The sequence below is a fragment of the Burkholderia aenigmatica genome (assembly GCF_902499175.1).
In the GTDB taxonomy this organism is placed as follows: domain Bacteria; phylum Pseudomonadota; class Gammaproteobacteria; order Burkholderiales; family Burkholderiaceae; genus Burkholderia; species Burkholderia aenigmatica.
Map to the genome: position 1 here is coordinate 1 of NZ_CABVQC010000063.1, position 18,159 is coordinate 18,159.

Here is an 18,159-nt window from a genome sequence, read left to right on the forward strand (position 1 = left end):
TTAGGAGCGGAACGCCATGCCCTGTCGCGACTAGATCGGCCTACCCCGGAAAAATGCACTGAAATCAAGGGGACCCCGAACGGCGCAGCATGCATATCGCGCCCCGTCGTCGGACCTGTTCCGGACTGGGCTGCTCGATGTTCTGCGTCGCCCGGCGCCGTCTCGCGGCGCGGCCCAGCCCTGCTTACCGGCCTACCGAAGGCGCCTCGATGCGCCCGTGACGCGATGGGATCGCGGCTGCGGTCGTCATTGCCTGCCTGAGCTGGCTAATTCGTCAAGTCACCGGCGGCGCGTGCCCATGATCCCCCAAGCCCCGAGCGTCGTCGTATTCCCGCGAAATATCCTTGTTCGTATAGTCGCCGAGCTTCGATGCGGCGACCACGCTCAGCACCGCACACACCAGCACGTACGCCGCGATCGCATAGCCCGAGTGGTAGTAGGCAAAAAGCGCCGTTGCGATCAGCGGTGCAGGGCCACCGGCAATGACCGACGCGAGCTGATAACCCATCGACGCGCCGCTATACCGCAACCGCCCCGTGAATGACTCGGCAATCAATGCAGCCTGCGGCCCATACATCATCGAATGCGGGACCAGCGACAACACGATGGCCGCGAAGATCCATACCGGATTCCGGCTATCGACCATCGCGAAGTAGATGAATCCGAACACGCCGACGGCAGCCGCACCGATGATGTACATCTTCCGCCGCCCGATCAGATCCGACACGTGCCCGAACAGCGGAATGGTGAAGAACTCGACCACGGATGCGACCAGCACCGCCGCCAGCAGCAGTTCGCGCGTGACGCCCAGCGCCGTGATCCCGTAAGTGAACACGAACGCCGTATAGATATAGAACGGCGCCTGTTCGGCCATCCGCGCAAACGCCGACAGCACGATGTCCCTCGGCTGCTTGCGCAGCACTTCGAGCATCGGCGTCCTCTCGATCCGATGCTCGGCCAGCAGCTTTGCGAAGATCGGCGTCTCGAGAATATTCAGGCGGATATAGAGCCCGATCGCAACCAGCACGATGCTGAGGAAAAACGGCACGCGCCAGCCCCACGTGAGGAACGCGTTGCCGGAAAGCCAGCTCATGGCCAGCACGGCAAGGTTGGCGAGGAACAATCCCGCAGGCACGCCGAACTGCGGCCACGACGCGACGAAACCGCGATGCGTATTGGTGCGCGCCCACTCCATCGACATCAGGACCGAGCCGCCCCATTCGCCACCCACGCCGACGCCCTGGATGAAGCGCAGGATCGTGAGGATAACGGCGCCCCAGATGCCGATCGCGACGTAGGTCGGAACGAAGGCCACGGCGAACGTGGCGAGCCCCATCAGCAACAGGGTCACGATCAGGGTGGCCTTGCGTCCGATGCGGTCGCCGTAATGGCCGAAGATCGCCGCGCCGACCGGCCGTGCGACAAAGCCGACGGCATAGATCAGGAACGCCTGCAGCGTGCCGACGAGAGGGTGGGATTGCGGGAAATACAGCTTTGCGAAGACCAGGCCGGTGACCGTGCTGTAGAGGAAGAAGTCATACCATTCGATCGTGGTGCCAATCGTGCTGGCGATGACGGCGCGGTGTAACTGGCGCCGGGCTTCCTCGTCGGAGAGGGGCGTGGCCGCGGATTGCATGGCAGCCATTTTGATATCTCCCGGAAAAGGGCGATAGAGAAATCAACCATACGCCCCGCGACAGGTTCCGGCAAGCGGGCGCTGAGAATGGCTATCACGGCGTTCCGACTTTTGTTCAGCGATCCTTAAATATCATAATATGATATTTAATTGTCGTTCGACGCGGAAACGATCGGGGTGGCGTGATGTTCGAACTGGACGCATGTAGATGCCGGGCCGGGATTTCGCGGATCGTTCGACGACCGCACCTGACGCCGTTACGGCTCGCGCTGCGCTCAGACGGCCCGAACCGCTGCCAGCATGTACTCAAACCCTCGGGCTACGACAATTTCAGCTTTGCTCGTAAAACGTAACCTGGATGCAACGTGTAGGGAAAGATGTCGAACGCGTCTCGGTACCCCGCGAAATCCACGGCAGCCGCCCCTGTTTTAACAGCCTTGCAGCTTGATTCAGTCCGACGCGCGGTTCGAACGCGACGCATGTATATCCGAAAGCGTGCACGGGATATTCGGACCCGGCTCCAGACCAGGAACAACTTTCCCGTCGGCGTCCGCTCCGACCACCATTTACGCGTCTTTGAGCCAGGGCATTTCCACGGGTGACACGACCAGTTGCCGGAATTCGCGTTTCAGATCGAAGATGAACCCAACCAGGATCATGGATTCGGCGTAAGGAATCGGAAAAACATGCGGATTTTCCGGACTACGCAGCGGGCGCTCGGGCGTATCCGCAGTCGCCGCGGCGTTCTCGCGAACGCTTTCCAGTTCGTCGGCCATGGCCGGGTCGCCGGCTTTCAGCACGCGGCTACGCAGGTCGCTGAAGGGCTCGATGCGCGCAGCATCTTCATGGTATTCAGGCACTTCATAAACGAACCAGGACATTTTCGTCTCCTATGAGAAGGGGCGCTATTCTAACGCCGCGCGAGGATCCACCGAAAATCGGCCATGGTGTGCGATGGACTCGGGCGCCGCGAGGCAGTCTACCAGCGGCGATCCTCGTCGATCTCCTGACCACGAGTCCGACTCGTTCGCTTTAGAGTTAAGTCTGGTGCGGCGCAAGAGTGATAGGTATCAACCCTGTTAAAAATGTTGATCATAGGTATTATGTCAAATCATGTTTTTGGCGTGGAAGACGGCCCCACAAATGTTTGCTCACGAACAAGAAGACTCTAAATTCTAGGTGGTGAACATGGATCATGTCTTTCATGGCGAGTGATCCTCCACACTATCCTCGTCAGGTCGAGGCGATCCGTTCAGACTCTTGTTCGCGATGGTGGTAAAGCATATTTCATCCCCCTCAGGATGGCGCTCCACGATCTGCTCCGGGTTTGATTATCAAACAATCATCCATAATTTGACTCCTGCATTTATTCGCAAAGTCATTGGCAAGTATTTTGTCTTCGATAAAATTCTTCAATTGGGATTTGGTTATTTCATAATATTCCTCGCAATCAATCGTGCCATTGCTAACTGGAATCGATAGATAGTGCACGCCTGAGTCAAGTCCAACTCCTATCGAGTATCCATCTTCCGAGGAGAAGTAAATATCATTGAATTTCATGCGTACACTTCAGTTGATATCAATTTGATTTTCTGTGCATTTAAAGGAGGATATTCTGCCCGCAATTTCTCATTAAGAATAGAAACTCTATTCATGTGACGGGCACCTGAAATCTCGAAGCACGATCCCTCTGACGAACTTACACACCCGAACGGTTTCATGGGCCCCAGTGCTCAAATGCATTTCACCTCTCAACTAGGCATGCGCATCAGGCACTCGCGTAGGCGCTTGACAAGCTCTGGATCGTTGACGCAATCGACAGGTCGAATTCCGTCGAGTGCCGGCACATTCGAGTCGATCCATTTTTTGGCCGATTTCGGGCCGGCCACCCAATAGATTGTATAAGCAAGATCAATGTGGCCGTTGAGATCGGCAGCCAACTCCTTGACTTCCGGGAGATCGATGTATTTGGAAAATAAACTTGAGAACTTTTCCCAGGATTCGTCTCCTCCGTAGTATTGCTCGAGTTCAATCATTGGAATCCTCCAAATGAAATTGGATTGGTGCCACACGAGTGGCGGGCGAATGGCGCCAAAATTCCATCGTATCCATTCTGGCTTGCCCAAACACTTGGTTGATGAGTGAAATCGTCACGATCCCCAGCGGTGTCTTTCAGGGAGGCCGGGACATCCATCTCTTCTCGAGTCCGCGACCGATGCCACGTCAGCCGCCAACCGCTCTCGCCTCCCGCCGTAACAAGCACGTTATATTCTCCTCCCAGGCAACGCAAAGCAACACGCGTCGCATCGACAGACGACAACCCGTCATCGCCGCATTTCCGACGCGCTTCTTCACCCCGGGAGACCGAGAAAAATGGACCACGCGCAGTACTTCAGCCAAAGTTCGATTCAGGCCGCGAATCTTCGTCTGCATTACCTGACGCAGTTACTGCGTGAGCAGACAGGCTCGATCGTCCAGTACGGCATCCTCCGGGGCCTGCCCATCGGCGTCAGCCATTGGGCGGAAGTCGCGGTGGGCGGCTACCTGCTCGGCACCTACGAGATCGCCGTTTGCGCGATTCTCGAAGCGCTCGGATCGCCCGAAAAGGTGCTGGTCGACCTGGGGGCCGCCGACGGGATTTTCGGCATCGGCCTGGTTCGGAACAACGTCTTCGCCCGCAGCGTGTGTTTCGAAATGGACGAGCAGCGCCGCCAGGCCATCCAGCATCGGGCCGCGGAGATGGGGCTGGCGGACCGGGTCGCCGTGTTCGGCCAGGCCGATCGCAACCTGCCCGTCATCCTGGCGGAGCACGGCGGCGATCCGGCCGAACGGGTCATCCTGTGCGATATCGAGGGCGCGGAGTTCGAGCTGTTCGACAATGCGCTGCTGGAACAGCTTTCCGGCAGCCAGGTCATCATCGAAATCCACGATTTCCTGCTTGCCGACCCGGAGCAAGCCGCACGCGCGTTCGACGAATTGAGCCAGCGCGCCAGCGAGCATTTCCACGTGTACGAGATTCGCGACGGCTTGCGGGACATTCGCAACATCCCGTTGCTGCGCCACTGGTCGGACTGGGACGCATGGCTCATGTGCGTCGAGGCGCGTTACCGGATGATGCGATGGATCTGGCTCGAGCCGAAAAGCCAGCCGCGGCGTACCGGTCATGACATCGACCGGCTGATCCTCGACTATCAACGCCGGATTTTCACCGCCTGATGCACGCGAACGGGCACGCATCGGAACACGGCGCGCCCGGTTGCCACGACATCACACGTACCGCAGGGGTGTCTTTGATTTTTGTGCCGTTCTCCCGTTACGGACACCTGGGGCTGTAGCGGGGCTCACTTGCGGCCCCATGTCATTCTCTTTTTGAATCAGCCGCTTGCCGACTACTGATTTCGATGACGACGTCATGCCGGAATTTTCCACTTTCAAATGGGACAGTTTTGTGGGCCAGGATCACTGGCCAGATCATCAATACAAGCTCAAACCGAATTCATCTTTCCAGCCATGCAAGGAAATTGCGGTCGAATAGTCACCTCGTCAGACCGTATGGATGACCAAACAACCAGTGCAAATGTAAACAGACCCAGGCAGCGGTCAACAAGCTGAATGGCCGGGAATCGCCACGACTCGCCCGTTCAAAGGCAGCGGCAAGCCGGGATACACATTGAAGTCCTCAAGCGGCTGACCATCCACGGTCGCCCCCTTCACCGTGAACCGTACCGTGCCTGTTGCCGTGAGGCGCGCCGCACCGGGCGCCGTGCACGTCACGGACAGTGCCTCGCGTTCGTTTTCCGGCATCTGGCGAACGAGTCCGCTGAATCCCACGCTGATCACAACACTGCCGGCGGTCGCAGTCGTCCGCTCTGCCTGCATCCTGACCACCGGCTTCACGTTCAGCCGATACACGGTTTCCGATGCGACCGGGCGCAAGGGTTTCAACGTGATGGTTTTGGTCTGCCCGGGCGCGAGACTAAACCGGAATGGAAATGCGTACAGCGCCGGATGCGCGCTGTCGCCGACCTCCTCCAGCCTTTCGTCCTTCAGGGGAACACCGGGGTTGAGCAGGCGCGACAGCGAAATCTCGACATACTCCGGGTGCCAGCCGTTGTTGACCACCCGGGCAAACACGGTCCGGTCGCGAACGACCGCCTCCTTCGGTATCAGATCGATCGCGCCCGCAACCGGCAGCGGCATCGACAGGCATGCGATCGCTATCGCGAGCGCCCTCACACCGATCGTAGCGTGAGACATATCACGGCCCCTTCACCACCGGTTCGAACGTGAGCGACAGAACACCGCTGTAGATGCCGACGGTGCTCTTGAAATCGCCGGCCGGCGGTAGAGCAGATACCTTCAGTGTGTAATAGCCGATCGAATCGGTATTGGGGGCGCTCGGCGCGGGGTTCGTGAACGGCTTGCTTTGGCCGACCGCGAGCGGTATCGGTGCGCCGTTTGCCCCCGCCAGCGTGACGGTCGGCGGCTGAAACGCGAGGCTGCCGTTCGCCTGATTGAGAATCTGCAGCGGCGTATCCATGCGAACCTGAAACGTACCGCTGGACGAGGTCACGCGCAACCCGGCCGCCACCTCGTAGGGCGAATTCCGGGCGCCGGCCTGCAGCATTTTCAGCTGCCCGTCGCCGAACCAACCGCCCTGGTTGTCCGTCACCTCGAACGTGTCGCGTGACGCAACGGTCGCCGTGATCGTGCTTGAGGTCTTGCCGTACAAAATGACCAGCGGATTGACCTGCGACGCCGCCACGAGGGGGAGCAAGGCCGACGCGATCAGCACGCACTTCGCCAAGTGATATTTCATACGGAATCCTATGATTTTGTAATGACCGTGAATGTCAGCACATCACTGTAGCTGCCGGCCTTGACGTCATCACTCACGGACGTCGAGAAGGTTGGGATAAAACAATTGCTTGGTCCGTCGCCGAGTGGAACCGAGGTACTGCTGTCGTTCGGCAGCATCGTAGGGGGGGCCACCATGTCGGCTCTGGTCAAGGTGATCCCGTACGGCACCGTCTGTGTGGTGTCTGCCAGATTCTTGAGCAGATAGCGGTTGCCGACCCGGCCGTTTTCGTTATGTGCATCGATAACGAATCGCGCATTCTTGATATTGATATCCCCGAGCACGTTGGTTGTTCTAAAACAAAGCTGCTCCGCGGGAGCGGAAACACTTTCTCGTTGTTGCCACGCGGCAACTCACCCAGGTTCCAGTCGGGCGCCGTCACCGTGAGCTCGATCTGCGGCCGTGGCGGTGGCGGGGTGACGATTGGATCCGCTATAAGCGTGCACCCTCCAGTCGTATCTGCACTGACATACGCGCCCCCTGTGATTTCAGCTATGTCAAACTCGTTTGTGACGTCTGCCGCGCGGATGGACACGGCTGGCCATTCGGCGATTTTCGCCTTCTGTATTCTGGCCGTCACGGTCGCAGAAAATGGGCGCCACTCTACCCAAGGCGTCTTGGGGAGAGACGTCGGGGGGAACTGTAGATTCGTATATATCGCATACTCTGGGAGGGTTGACTGCCTGTCGGTATATCCTACCCCGTTCAACCAAACGTAATCGGCCACAAAAGTGTTCTGTTTCGGGGCTCCTGTTTTGTCATAGGAATAGAACATTACCCCTCGTGCCTGGAAAACCATTGGCCCTCCCGATCCGTTGACGTTAGGCATATAGTCATAGTTAATCGTCACGCCAACAGTGACGGTGCCGTCGCCGTTGTCTTTCCACGAGCACTGACTGTATCCGCTGCTCACATGGGCAACGCCCATATGCCCCACGTCTGCGGAAGCCGACCTTATGACGAGCAACAACAGCACCAGCTTGCCCCATGACACGACGCTGTCACAAGTGCGATCCATAGGTTTTCCCCTCGCTTAATTTCCACCGAGCTGCTAAATCACGATGCCGTAACCCACGGTGATGAACACCGGCGCAGGTATATGGCTTGCGACGCCGCGATCAGCACGCGCTTTGCCATGCGTTGTTTCATACGGAATCCTATGATTTTGAAAATACGGTGAATGTAAGAACATCACTGTAATTGCCGCCCTTTACGTCATTGCCTACTGACGTCGAGAAGGTTGGGATGAAGCAATTTCGCCCAGCGATGAGCGGGACCGAGATACTGCTGTCGTTCGGCAACATCGTCGCGGTGCCTGTAGCGGCGTTGGACAGCTTGATCCAGTACGGCACCGCCTGGGTAGCATCGGCCGCGTTTTTTAACAGATAGTTGACGCCGACCTTGCCGTTTTGGTTATCCGCTCTGATGACGAACTGCACGGTATCGATACCATCGGCCGCGCCCATGGTTTCAAAACAAAGCAGGCTCGCAGGATCGGTGAACATTTTCTGGCTGTCGCCGCGCGGCAGTTCACCGAGGTCCCAGTCTGGCGCAGTCACCTTGAGCACGAGCGTGTCCAGCGGTGGTGGCGGCGGGGGCTTTACGGTTGGATCGAGATACGTGCATCCCCCAGTCCTGTCTGTCGTGACATAGGCTGCCCCCGTGATTTCGCCAACGTCATTGCCGCTTGTGTAGTTTGCTGCTCGAATGGAGACGCCTAGCCAATCGCCAATTCTCGTCTTGGATATCGTTACCGTCACGTTCGCAGTGAACGGGCGTCCGTCCGTCCACGGAGCCTGATCCAGATTCGTGTAGATCGTGTAGTTACCGGGTTGCGCTGCGGTGCCATGCTTTACTCCGTTCATCGTCACGGAACTGGCCGCCAGACTGCTCGATTGAATGTTTCCGTTTTTATCGTAGAGATAGATCTGTATCCCTCGCGAGTAAAAAAAGGCATTCCCGCCATTGCCTGAGGTGGCCACATCCTTGGATGAAGCCTGGTTGAAACCGATCGTCACGCCGAGCGTGACGGTTCCGTTGCCGTTATCGGTCCACGAGCACTGGCTGTAGCCGTTGCTCACGGGGCCCGTTTCGAGAACCCACGCGCTTGCGCATGCCGACCGCATCAGGAGCAACAACAGCAGCACGAGCCTGCCCCACGGCACGACGCTCCATTTTTTGCCAAACGTGCAATCCATCGTTTTTCCCTCGTCTAATTTCCACTCAGCTGATAAATCACGACGCCGTAACCCACGGTGATGAACACCGGAGCGGGCATATCGCCTGCCGGTGGTGCGTCGATGCTGATGCGTTCTCTGGGCCGAAACGTCACGCGCCACACCTGCGTGTGTGGCGGCGTATGGAGTTCCTTCAGCGTCATCCGGTACTTCTGCCCCGGGGACAGCGCGAGACGATCGGGAACGATCAGCAGCCCGGGCGACGCGACGTTGCCGACCGGTACCCGGCGCTCGGGCATCTGCCCCGGATTGGCCACCCATTCCTGCAGCACGTCGAGGTACAGCGACGTGTCCCCGACGTTTTCGACGATCAACTCGCCGCGCGGCTTGCCGGGTTCCAGCGTCAGTTCGGTGCGCGACAGCTTCAGCACGCCCGCGGCCATGCTGGCCGTGCAGCCCAGTGCGACGAGCAGGCCCGGCACCCATAGCTGCCAGCGCGTCATTGCGGGCATTCCAGCGTCTGGGGCTTGCCGTCTACGCTCAGCGTCATGCGCGTGGTATCGAAGTGCTGCGGCGTTCCGGGATACAAGGACACGGATCGCGGCGGCTGCCCGCTTTGCCAGGAGACATCCGTGAACGCTTCGCGCACGTTGCCGGTGTTCTCCAGTGTCAACCCGTGCTGCTCGCAACGATGGGTCCAGCCCGAGCGCTGCTTGCCGGGCGGAGGCATGTGATGAACCAGCACGCCATAGCCGATGGAGACCGACATCGGCGCGGTAATCTTGTCTTTTGGCGCATCGACCACTTTCAGCGACCTGACCGGCACGACGTAAAGCCGGTATACCGCTTCACTTTCCGGTTCCGCCAACGAGGTGAGCGTGATCTCACGCGTCTGGTTGGGGCCCAGCGTCACCTTGTCCGGGCTCGCGAGCACGCCAGGATGATCGAGTTCGCCCAGGTCGACCTTCTTTTCCGGCCGGATGCCGGGGTTCATGACCTTCTGCAAGAAGATGGACAGATAGAGCGGCGCGTCACCCGCGTTCTTCACCGTGACCTTTTGATCGTAGTGGTGGAAAACGCGGGTCGTGGCCGGCATGACCATGAGTTCGCCTTCGGCCCGGGCCTGCAGGGCAGCCGTGAGCAGCAGCCCTGCCAGGATGATCGCGGTGTGTTTGGGTTTGAAATGCATGTCGTCCGTTCGTTTTTTCGAATCACTGGATATCAAGCGGCTTGCAGGGGAAGTCGTTGCCCGCCTCCGTCTTCAGGTCGCACGCGTACTGGCGCCCGTTTCCGTCGACCGTGATACGGCCGAGCAGCTTCTTGCTGACGATGGAGAACAGGCCGTTTCGATGGACCGTGTCGCCGGTCTCGACGATCTTGCCGCTGACCGGCTTTCCTTCGGTATCCTTGAGGAATCCGCTGTAGATCATGTTGATGTCGACCCTCGCCTTGGCCGAATACACCTGCCCTGGGTGGGCTCGCACGATGTTCGCCGGTACTTCGACGTTCATGTCGAATTGCTCGCTGCTGCTCAGCACGCGCGCGAACGGCACGTCGCTATAGGCATTGAGCGGAACCGCATACCGGCTGTTGCCGCCGACAGGACTCCCTTCGACCATGAAACCGTAGTGCGTGCCGGGCAGGTCCGGCGTGGTCAACAGCATCGCGCTGCCGCTTCCGCTGTAGCGGCCGAAGGCAATCCCGTCCTGGTTCGCGGCGACCATGCCGCGATAGTTGAAGGCGAGGTTGCCGGCCGTGTTGTCCTGCCCCAGGTTCAATGTCGCGTCGCCGCGGGTCCCGGAGCGGCTCGCGTACGCGTTCACCGCGTAATTCGACGCGACGCGGCTGCCCGTGACCCCGACGCTCGTCGTGCCGAAGCTGTCCTGGAAATCCTTGCGGTAATCGCCGCTCACCTGCAACTGTCCGCCGGCATTGGCCACGTTGAAGCTCGCCTGGGTCTTCTCGAGCATGATGGTCATGTTGAAATACACGCCGAACCCGTTGTCGTTGCGGGTAAAGCTGCCTTTCTGAACCCCGAGCGCATAGGTGGTCCACAATCCGTTCGGCCGATAGTTCGAGCGAAACTCGAGCTGTTGCGTCGTGCCGAAATCCGACTTGCGGAAGTTGTAGCCGAGGGTCATCCCCCGCCCCACATTGCGGCTGTAGGACACGCTGGTGCTTGGCGTACCCCGATAGAGCCGCGATACGTCATTGCGCAGGTAGACGCTGGCCGCCAGGTTGCCGAGCATGTCGCTTGCCATCGAGAGGTTGGCGTAGCCGCCGACCGCTCGCTCCCCGCCGAGCACGCCGATCGTCGGCGTGAGGTCGAGTGCGCCCAGTTTCATGGGCCGTGTCGCATTGGCCTCGAACGCCCAGTTCCCGCCATGACCGGCGAGCACGGATGCATTCAGGTAGAACTGCTTGAAATTGTGGCTCAGTGCACCTTCCAGCAGCGCACCGCCCTCGCCCATTTCCCGGCCGGCGGTGATACGCCACATATTGCCGCCCCCCGCGGCGGCGAAGTTGACGTTGTTGATATCGCGAGTTTCGGATCGAATCACATTGCCGTTGCGATCGACCAGGCGAATCTCGACCGGGTAATAGCCGCCGGGAAGATCGGCAAAGCTGATTTCGTTGCGGCCGAGAACAGCGGGCCGCCTCATGATCAGCCGGCCGTTGCGATAGAACTCGTAATTGCCTTCCGCGCTCGCGTAGAGAATCAACGAGCCCGCATTGCGTTCGCCCTGCAGGTTGCCCTGGCTGCCGATGGTGACAAACTGGTCGAAACTCGGCGAGAGCAGCGTACTGACCGATCCCGACGTGTAGTCGATGTTGTCCTGGCGGCCGGCCCGGATGTAGGTGCCGGCGAAATTCTTCTGCAGGTAATACGTCGATACGTCCGCCATGCCGCTGCCGGCGCCACGCGAATCGGTGTGGTTCGCATACCAGTTGACGTAGCCGAAGCTGCGCGACGGCAGGCCGACCCAGCTCGCGCCGTTCACATTGAGCGAGCGATAACCGTTGGTGGACGCGCGGAAGTCCACCGACTGGTTGTGGACGATGCCCAGCGTCGTGGCCGGTTCGAGATAATCGTCCCGCGAGTCGCGGATGGAAATCGATCGCCTCAGCTTGTCGACCGAAACGTAGTAGCCGTCGACCTCGACGTCGCAGCCGTTGCTGCATTGTTTGTAGTCGATCCTGGAAATGACCCGCCGGATCGTATTGACGTCGTCGGGTGAAATACCGTTCGCGGCGTATTTGACGGCATCGAAATCAAGCGCGGCTTCCGTCGACGAGTAGCGGATGAACCCGGGCAGCGTTTTGCCATTGAACGTCCCGACGAAATTCGCGCTGCCATCCATTTCGACGGCATTGAATCCGTCGGGGACGCCATACGATACCTTGACTTCCGCCAAAGCGTGCGACGAAAGGATTGCAGCCAAGCTTAACCACATCGGATTAAACTTGAATGGAGCTTGACAAGAGGCCACGCTACGAATTCCCCGGACGATAAATTATATTATTTTTAAATTGAAACGAATAAGAAACGCGAGACGAGGCGCCGGTCGAGTGCTCGAGTCACACGCCGACGTATCGAAACCGATAATCCTCGGAAGACTTTTCTTGAAATGGCGACATCGCAGGCACGACTATCCGGCACCAGGTTGTCCGGGATAGCCGTGCACAAACAACGGATCGGGTGTCAGACGACCAGACGCATCGAAACAGCCGGCCGTCGGTGCGGCGTGAACCCGCCAGCCCGTATCGGCGCTTCTGCGGGAAAAGCGCCGATACGACACATCCGTTACGGCGTCGGCTCGAACAGCATCACGAGATCGCCGCTGTAACTGCCGTTGCGGCTTTCGCCGGCGGGCACCGTCGGGCTATCGACACCGATTTTCAGGTCATACGTCTGGTCGAACGTGCCGGGGTCGACACCCGGGGTCGTCTGCGTGACTTTGGCGGTGCCTTTCGAGAAATCCTTGTCGCCCAGCACGACCGACGGGTTGAGCATCATGTACTTGCCGCTCGTCATTTGCAGCGGCTGAGCGAGCGAGACATTGAAATCCGCCTTCGTCGAATAGACACGGACCTGCAGCGTCTTGCTGAAATGGTTCTGGTGGTAGTCGTCGGCACTCAGTTCTTCCGTCGAGTACCAGGTCGAACCGTCCGGCTTCGAGACGAAAATGGCGTCGTTGATTTGCGCGGTCAGCGTGATCGTCTTCGATACCGGATCGGCGTGGGCCGCACCGACGAGAGCGGCACCCATGCACAGCGCCAGAACGATTTTGGTTGCATTCATTTTTTAAAACCCCGAAAAATTAATTGTAAAAAACAAAAAAGCGTGAGCTTAAAATATTTCTTCAATCCCTCCGATAACAAAACAAGACGAAATAATTTGGTCGCCTTTAATCCGGCTTGCCATGGGGAGCAATTTCCCGGTCGGCCCATTTCTCGATTTGGTCAATATTGTTATTTTATTTAATTCTATTATTTGCCGTCATTATCGGAGGTGGGGTGAAAATGCGAAATGAGACTAATCTGATTGCGGCGCCGATGTATCTGATGTGCGGAGTTGATATGCAAGGGACACGGGAAGACGCGCAAGGTAAGACGACGCGCTTCGGGTGTGATCTGCCATGGAAAGTCTGGGCCGCAATGAGGGCGGGCACTTCCAAGTGAGGTTCCCCATGTGATCGGTAGCGGGGGCAACGAAACCGGCTGCCGGCTCACCGCCATCCACCGCCCTGCTTTCCGCCAGACGGGTTCGATCAGATTTATCTGAATCGAATTGAGATATTTCCCGTCCAATTTGGGATGTGTCTCATGGCAGTGGGACGCGGAGTCCACGGATCATGTTCTCTTTTGGACATTGCCTCGCCGTGCAAAACTCTCCCCCTCCCGACAGCGACATCCGGATCGCGCATCACCATTCGCTTCCTGGGCCAACCACCGGCGAAATCGATCAAGGCCTCGCCAGCAACGCGTTCAGCCCTTACTACCAGCCCATCTTCCGTCTGCTGGACGGTTGCATTTGTGGTGCCGAAGTCCTGGCACGCTGGCACCATCCTCGGTTGGGGCTGCTGACACCCGTCAGCTTCCTGCCGTTGCTGGAGGCTCACCGCCACGCCGACGCACTGTTTGCACGGATGTTCGAACAAGGTCTCGCCTTGCAGCAGGAATTGATGATGAGACGGGCGCCGCCCGTTCGCCTTGCATTCAACGTCCAGCTCGACCAGATCGCGGGCGCGACCTTCGTTGACGACATTCGCGAGGCGTTGGCGAAGACCGGTTTGCCGGCGGCAGGACTCACGTTCGAAGTGATCGAGAGCGGCCCTGGGCTTGCACCCGCGCAACTTGCCCCGCTCCTTGCGAACATGGAGCGGCTGCGCAGCATGGGCTGTGGCCTGGCCATGGACGATCTGGGTCAGGGCCATTCGTCGCTAGCTCGCCTGTGCCGGTATCCATTCAGTCAGTTGAAGCTGGACGCCGTCTTCGTCCGCGCACTCGACCATAGCAGCACGAGTCGCGCCGTGGTGCGGGCAGCGCTATCCCTGGCGCGCGAGCTGGGCATCGAACTGGTCGCCGAGGGGATCGAAACGGACACACAGCGCCGGTGCCTGATCGACATGGGGTGCGAGGTTGGCCAAGGCTTCTTGCTGGCACCTCCATTGCCGCGCGACAAACTTGTGGCACACCTGCGTCGCGACGATACGACCGCTCTATCGGCCAGCTTATTGGCCAGCTGACACACGCCTGCCTTCGGCGCGTCGCGACACGTCAACGACGCGCGCCCTTCATCACGATTCCGAGCGATGTCCACTTTCCGCGCCCCGCTTTTACGCGTATTGCTTGCCTGCGTCCTGGCGATGCTGACGACCGATGCGTGGACACAACGCGCGGACGGTGTGCAAAAGCCGCTGGATAGCCAGCTCCAGCTCGAAAGCCCCGCGGTCCCGCTGTCGGCGCGAGACCGGGACTGGCTTCGGGAAAAGCACACCCTGGCGATCGGCGTGACGGCCCCTGGTGTACCGCCGCTCGATATGCTCCACGGCACGGAATTCGAAGGCGTCACCGCCGACGTGATCGCCCTGATGCGGCAGCAACTGGGCGTGGATGCCGAGATCCGCGTCTTCCCCGACCGCGAGCAGGCATTGCATGCGCTCGAGGGCGGGCGGATCGACCTGCTGGCCAGCACCAGTCGCGCCGATCTGCCTCGCCGGTCGCTCGTCGTGAGCCGTCCCTATGCGTCGGACCAGCCGTCGTTGTTCAGGCGCCAGGGTGACGACCGGCGCCTGCCCGCCGACATGGCGGGCCTGACCGTCGCCATGCCGCAGGACTACCTGCGCGACCTGAGTACGATGCTGCACGCGCGTCATCCGCGCGCGCGGTTCGTGCGCTATCCGTCCCGCGATCAGGCCATGGCGGCGCTCGCTTTCGGCAACGCCGACCTGTACCTGGGCGATCCGCTCTCCGCGTCGTTGCTGATCAACCGCAGCTTCTTCAACTACGTCCGGTTCGAGCGCTTCTATTCGCCCGCCCCGGGCGGGTTCGGGTTCGGCTTCGCCATGCGACGGGACGGTACGCCGCTTGCACGCATCGTCGACGCCGCCATCGCGTCGCTTGGCCAGACGCGGCTCGACCGCATCGCCAAGCGATGGACCGGCGAAAGCGTCATACTGCCGGGCGAGCGCGTGAGCCTCGATACCCACGAACAGCGCTGGGCCATGCGCCACCCGGTGGTCAGGGTGATGGTCAACGACGACTTCGCGCCCATCGCCTTCTTCGATGCCGGCGGGCATTTCAACGGTGTGGTCGCCGACCTGCTGCAGCTGATTTCGCTGCGCACCGGGTTGCGATTCAAGGTCGAGCGCGCAGGCAGCTTCGATAGTCTGACCCGGTCGCTGACTGCCGACCAGGCCGACCTCACCGTGCTCGTCCCGAGCATCGAGCGGGAGGATCGCCTGCGTTTCACGCGCTCGTTCCTCGCGACCTCCTTCGTCCTGATCGCGCGCACGTCGGCGCCGGTGACGGCCGACACCCTCGCCGACATGCCGGGCAAGCGCGTGGCGATCGCCAAGGGGCACATTGCCGCCGAACGGGTCCGCGCCCGCTATCCGAAGGCCCGGATCACCGAGACGTCGACCGGGCTCGATGCGTTGCGCATGGTGGCCGATGGCAAGGCCGATGCCGCGGTGCTGTCGCTGATCACGGCGCGCTACTACATCGCACGGCTCTACGAAGGCAAGCTGTCCGTCAGCGGCATGATCGCGGACGACAGCGCACCGCTTACGTTCGCGATGCGGCGCGGCGACACCGAACTGCAGTCGATCCTGAACAAGGCGCTCCAGACCTATGCGCCGTACGAACTGCAGGCCATTGCCAACCGCTGGCGCCCCAACGCCGCGATGACGGGGCAGACTTGGCGCGACTACCGCCAGACCATTGTCGCGATCGTTGCCAGCGCCGTGGCGCTGATGACGCTCTTCGCGGTCTGGGTCGCCAACTTGCGCCGACAGATCCGCCAGCGCCTGCGCGCGGAGCGCGCGCTGTCCGACCAGTTGCAGTTCATGCGGACCTTCACCGACGGGTTGCCGGACCCCGTCTATGTACGCGATACCGAGGGCCGGCTGCTGTCCTTCAATCGCCGCTACGAAGCGGTGCTCGGCATCACGGCGCACGACGCGCTGGGCAAGACCGCGGCCGCGTTGCCGGCGGGACTGTTCGAAGCTGCCCCCGACGTTCAGGCCTGCTATCTGCGCGCCATCGCCGAGGACAAGCCGCTGCGCCGCGAGCTGGCCGTCAACCTGCGTGGCGAGCAGCGCTGGATCGACCATTGGGTGCAACCGTTCCGTGATGCGTCCGGCGCGATGAAGGGCGTCGTCTGCGGCTGGCAGGACATCACCAGGCAACGGCATATCATCGACGAACTCATGACGGCCCGCAGCCAGGCCGACCAGGCAAGCCGCGCCAAGACGACCTTCCTGGCCACCATGAGCCACGAGATCCGCACCCCGATGAGTGCGGTGATCGGCACGCTGGAATTGGCGCTGCGACACGCGCGCAACGGCGTGTTCGACTATGCCGCGATCGAGACCGCCCACACGGCGGCCAACGGCCTGCTCACGCTGATCAGCGACATCCTGGACATCGTTCGCATCGAGTCGGGCCACCTGAGCCTGACACCGACGCGGGCGAAGCTGCGCGATCTGGCCGAGTCCGTGGCACGCGTCTTCGAGGGACCGGCGCGGCAGAACGGCATTGCGCTGGCGCTGGAAATGGATTCGAGCCTCAACGCCGACGTGCTCGTCGACCCGATGCGCTTCAAGCAGATCCTGTCCAACCTCGTCAGCAACGCGGTCAAGTTCACCGAGCGCGGCTTCGTGCGTATCCGGCTCGGCGGCACCCCCGCCGGCCTGGAGCAGATGCGTGTGTCGCTGTCGGTGGAAGATAGCGGCATCGGCATCGCCGCGGCCGACCAACGGAATCTGTTCCGCCCGTTCTCGCAGGTCAATCCCTCCCGCAAGACCGGTGCGCAGGTGAGCGGCGCGGGTCTGGGTCTGGCGATCTGCCAGTCGCTGTGCGAGATGATGGGCGGCACGCTGGCGCTGCGCAGCGCGGAGGGCAAGGGTACCCGGGTCGACGTGACGCTCATGCTCAACGTGCTGCCACCCAGCCACGGCGCCGACTCCGACGCCGGTGCCGTCATCGCGTCGCCCATACAGTCACATGCCGGCAGCCTGCGCGTGCTGGTGGTGGACGATCATGGCGTCAACCGCCTGCTGCTGTGCCAGCAACTCGCGTTCCTCGGCCATCAGGCCATCGCCGCCAAGGACGGGCGCCAGGCCCTGCGGGCATGGCGTGCCGACCCGTTCGACATCGTCGTCACCGACCGTCACATGCCCGGCATGAACGGCTCGGCCCTGGCGCGTGCGATCCGCCGCGAGGAAGCCGGGCGCGCGCTTGCACCCTGCCTGATCCTGGGCCTGACTGCGGACGCGCGCAAGGACGAGATCGCCGACAGCCTCGCGGCCGGCATGGATGACTGCCTGATCAAGCCGGTTGGCCTCGATGACCTCGACAAGGCACTGCGCGCCCGGCGGCCCGGCGCGGAAGACGCGAATCGCACGGTTGCCGAGCTGATGCAGATGTCCGACGGCAATCCGGAGATGACGCGCCGGCTGATCGACGAGATGCTGCGGGCCAACGCCCAGGATCGGGCGTCGCTGGCGGTACTCGGCGACGCCCTCGACCTACCGGGGCTCGCCATCGTCGCGCATCGCCTCAAAGGCGCCGCCGAGATACTGAAGGCCGACGCGCTGGCGAACTCATGCTCGCAGTTGCGTGTCGCGTGTCGCGTGCCCGGGGTGTCGGCCCTGCACGTGCGCGTCGCCGTCGCGGCGGTCCGGACGCAGATCGACATCCTCGACGATGTGCTCGGGCAACTCCGGTCAACCCTGCCCGTTATCTGACGCGGCGAGCGTCCC

At 60.8% G+C, this 18,159-nt stretch carries 15 protein-coding genes; 3 read left to right on the top strand and 12 right to left on the bottom strand.

Going from position 1 to position 18,159, the window contains the following annotated elements:
* Positions 1–274: 274 nt before the first annotated feature.
* The 4 genes from BDO18943_RS32790 to BDO18943_RS32805 all read right to left on the bottom strand — a co-directional run bounded on the left by BDO18943_RS32790 (position 275) and on the right by BDO18943_RS32805 (position 3,672).
* Positions 275–1,645 (bottom strand): MFS transporter, encoded by a 1,371-nt coding sequence (locus tag BDO18943_RS32790; protein ID WP_175025556.1) that lies wholly within the window; start codon positions 1,643–1,645, stop codon positions 275–277.
* Positions 1,646–2,202: 557 nt separating this feature from the next.
* On the bottom strand, positions 2,203–2,517 hold the full coding sequence (locus BDO18943_RS32795) for a hypothetical protein (RefSeq protein ID WP_043183771.1): 315 nt from the start codon (positions 2,515–2,517) through the stop codon (positions 2,203–2,205).
* A gap of 415 nt (positions 2,518–2,932) precedes the next feature.
* Positions 2,933–3,196 (bottom strand): hypothetical protein, encoded by a 264-nt coding sequence (locus BDO18943_RS32800; protein ID WP_175025557.1) that lies wholly within the window; start codon positions 3,194–3,196, stop codon positions 2,933–2,935.
* A 191-nt stretch (positions 3,197–3,387) separates the two neighbouring features.
* Positions 3,388–3,672, bottom strand: coding sequence for a hypothetical protein (locus tag BDO18943_RS32805; protein ID WP_175025558.1), 285 nt, complete (start codon positions 3,670–3,672; stop codon positions 3,388–3,390).
* Between the two features lie 337 nt (positions 3,673–4,009).
* Here BDO18943_RS32805 and BDO18943_RS32810 point away from each other — a divergent pair, with 337 nt between their 5' ends.
* Positions 4,010–4,852 (top strand): hypothetical protein, encoded by an 843-nt coding sequence (locus tag BDO18943_RS32810; protein ID WP_175025559.1) that lies wholly within the window; start codon positions 4,010–4,012, stop codon positions 4,850–4,852.
* A gap of 384 nt (positions 4,853–5,236) precedes the next feature.
* Here BDO18943_RS32810 and BDO18943_RS32815 read toward each other — a convergent pair whose 3' ends face one another.
* The 8 genes from BDO18943_RS32815 to BDO18943_RS32850 all read right to left on the bottom strand — a co-directional run bounded on the left by BDO18943_RS32815 (position 5,237) and on the right by BDO18943_RS32850 (position 12,974).
* Positions 5,237–5,893 (bottom strand): hypothetical protein, encoded by a 657-nt coding sequence (locus BDO18943_RS32815; RefSeq protein WP_235996250.1) that lies wholly within the window; start codon positions 5,891–5,893, stop codon positions 5,237–5,239.
* Position 5,894: 1 nt separating this feature from the next.
* Positions 5,895–6,431 carry a hypothetical protein gene (locus BDO18943_RS32820; protein WP_235996251.1) on the bottom strand — a complete coding sequence of 179 codons (537 nt, stop codon included), beginning with the start codon at positions 6,429–6,431 and terminating at the stop codon, positions 5,895–5,897.
* A gap of 32 nt (positions 6,432–6,463) precedes the next feature.
* Complete coding sequence (locus BDO18943_RS32825; protein WP_175025561.1) at positions 6,464–6,778, bottom strand: hypothetical protein; 315 nt, start codon at positions 6,776–6,778, stop codon at positions 6,464–6,466.
* 873 nt (positions 6,779–7,651) lie between these two features.
* Positions 7,652–8,692, bottom strand: a complete 1,041-nt coding sequence (locus BDO18943_RS32830; RefSeq protein ID WP_175025562.1) for a hypothetical protein — start codon at positions 8,690–8,692, stop codon at positions 7,652–7,654.
* Between the two features lie 14 nt (positions 8,693–8,706).
* Complete coding sequence (locus tag BDO18943_RS32835) at positions 8,707–9,174, bottom strand: hypothetical protein (protein WP_407649935.1); 468 nt, start codon at positions 9,172–9,174, stop codon at positions 8,707–8,709.
* On the bottom strand, positions 9,171–9,860 hold the full coding sequence (locus BDO18943_RS32840) for a pilus assembly protein (protein ID WP_175025564.1): 690 nt from the start codon (positions 9,858–9,860) through the stop codon (positions 9,171–9,173). Before BDO18943_RS32840 ends, BDO18943_RS32835 begins: the two co-directional genes overlap by 4 nt.
* Before the next feature lie 22 nt (positions 9,861–9,882).
* On the bottom strand, positions 9,883–12,033 hold the full coding sequence (locus BDO18943_RS32845; RefSeq protein ID WP_175025596.1) for a TcfC E-set like domain-containing protein: 2,151 nt from the start codon (positions 12,031–12,033) through the stop codon (positions 9,883–9,885).
* Positions 12,034–12,476: 443 nt separating this feature from the next.
* Entirely contained in the window at positions 12,477–12,974 is a 498-nt protein-coding gene (locus BDO18943_RS32850) for a CS1 type fimbrial major subunit (RefSeq protein WP_175025565.1), read from the bottom strand.
* A gap of 553 nt (positions 12,975–13,527) precedes the next feature.
* On the opposite strand from BDO18943_RS32850, the gene BDO18943_RS32855 reads away from it, so the two are divergent.
* Positions 13,528–14,421 carry an EAL domain-containing protein gene (locus BDO18943_RS32855; RefSeq protein WP_175025566.1) on the top strand — a complete coding sequence of 298 codons (894 nt, stop codon included), beginning with the start codon at positions 13,528–13,530 and terminating at the stop codon, positions 14,419–14,421.
* 66 nt (positions 14,422–14,487) lie between these two features.
* Positions 14,488–18,144: a transporter substrate-binding domain-containing protein gene (locus BDO18943_RS32860; protein WP_175025567.1), complete on the top strand. Its 3,657-nt coding sequence runs from the start codon at positions 14,488–14,490 to the stop codon at positions 18,142–18,144.
* The last annotated feature ends 15 nt before the right edge of the window (positions 18,145–18,159 follow it).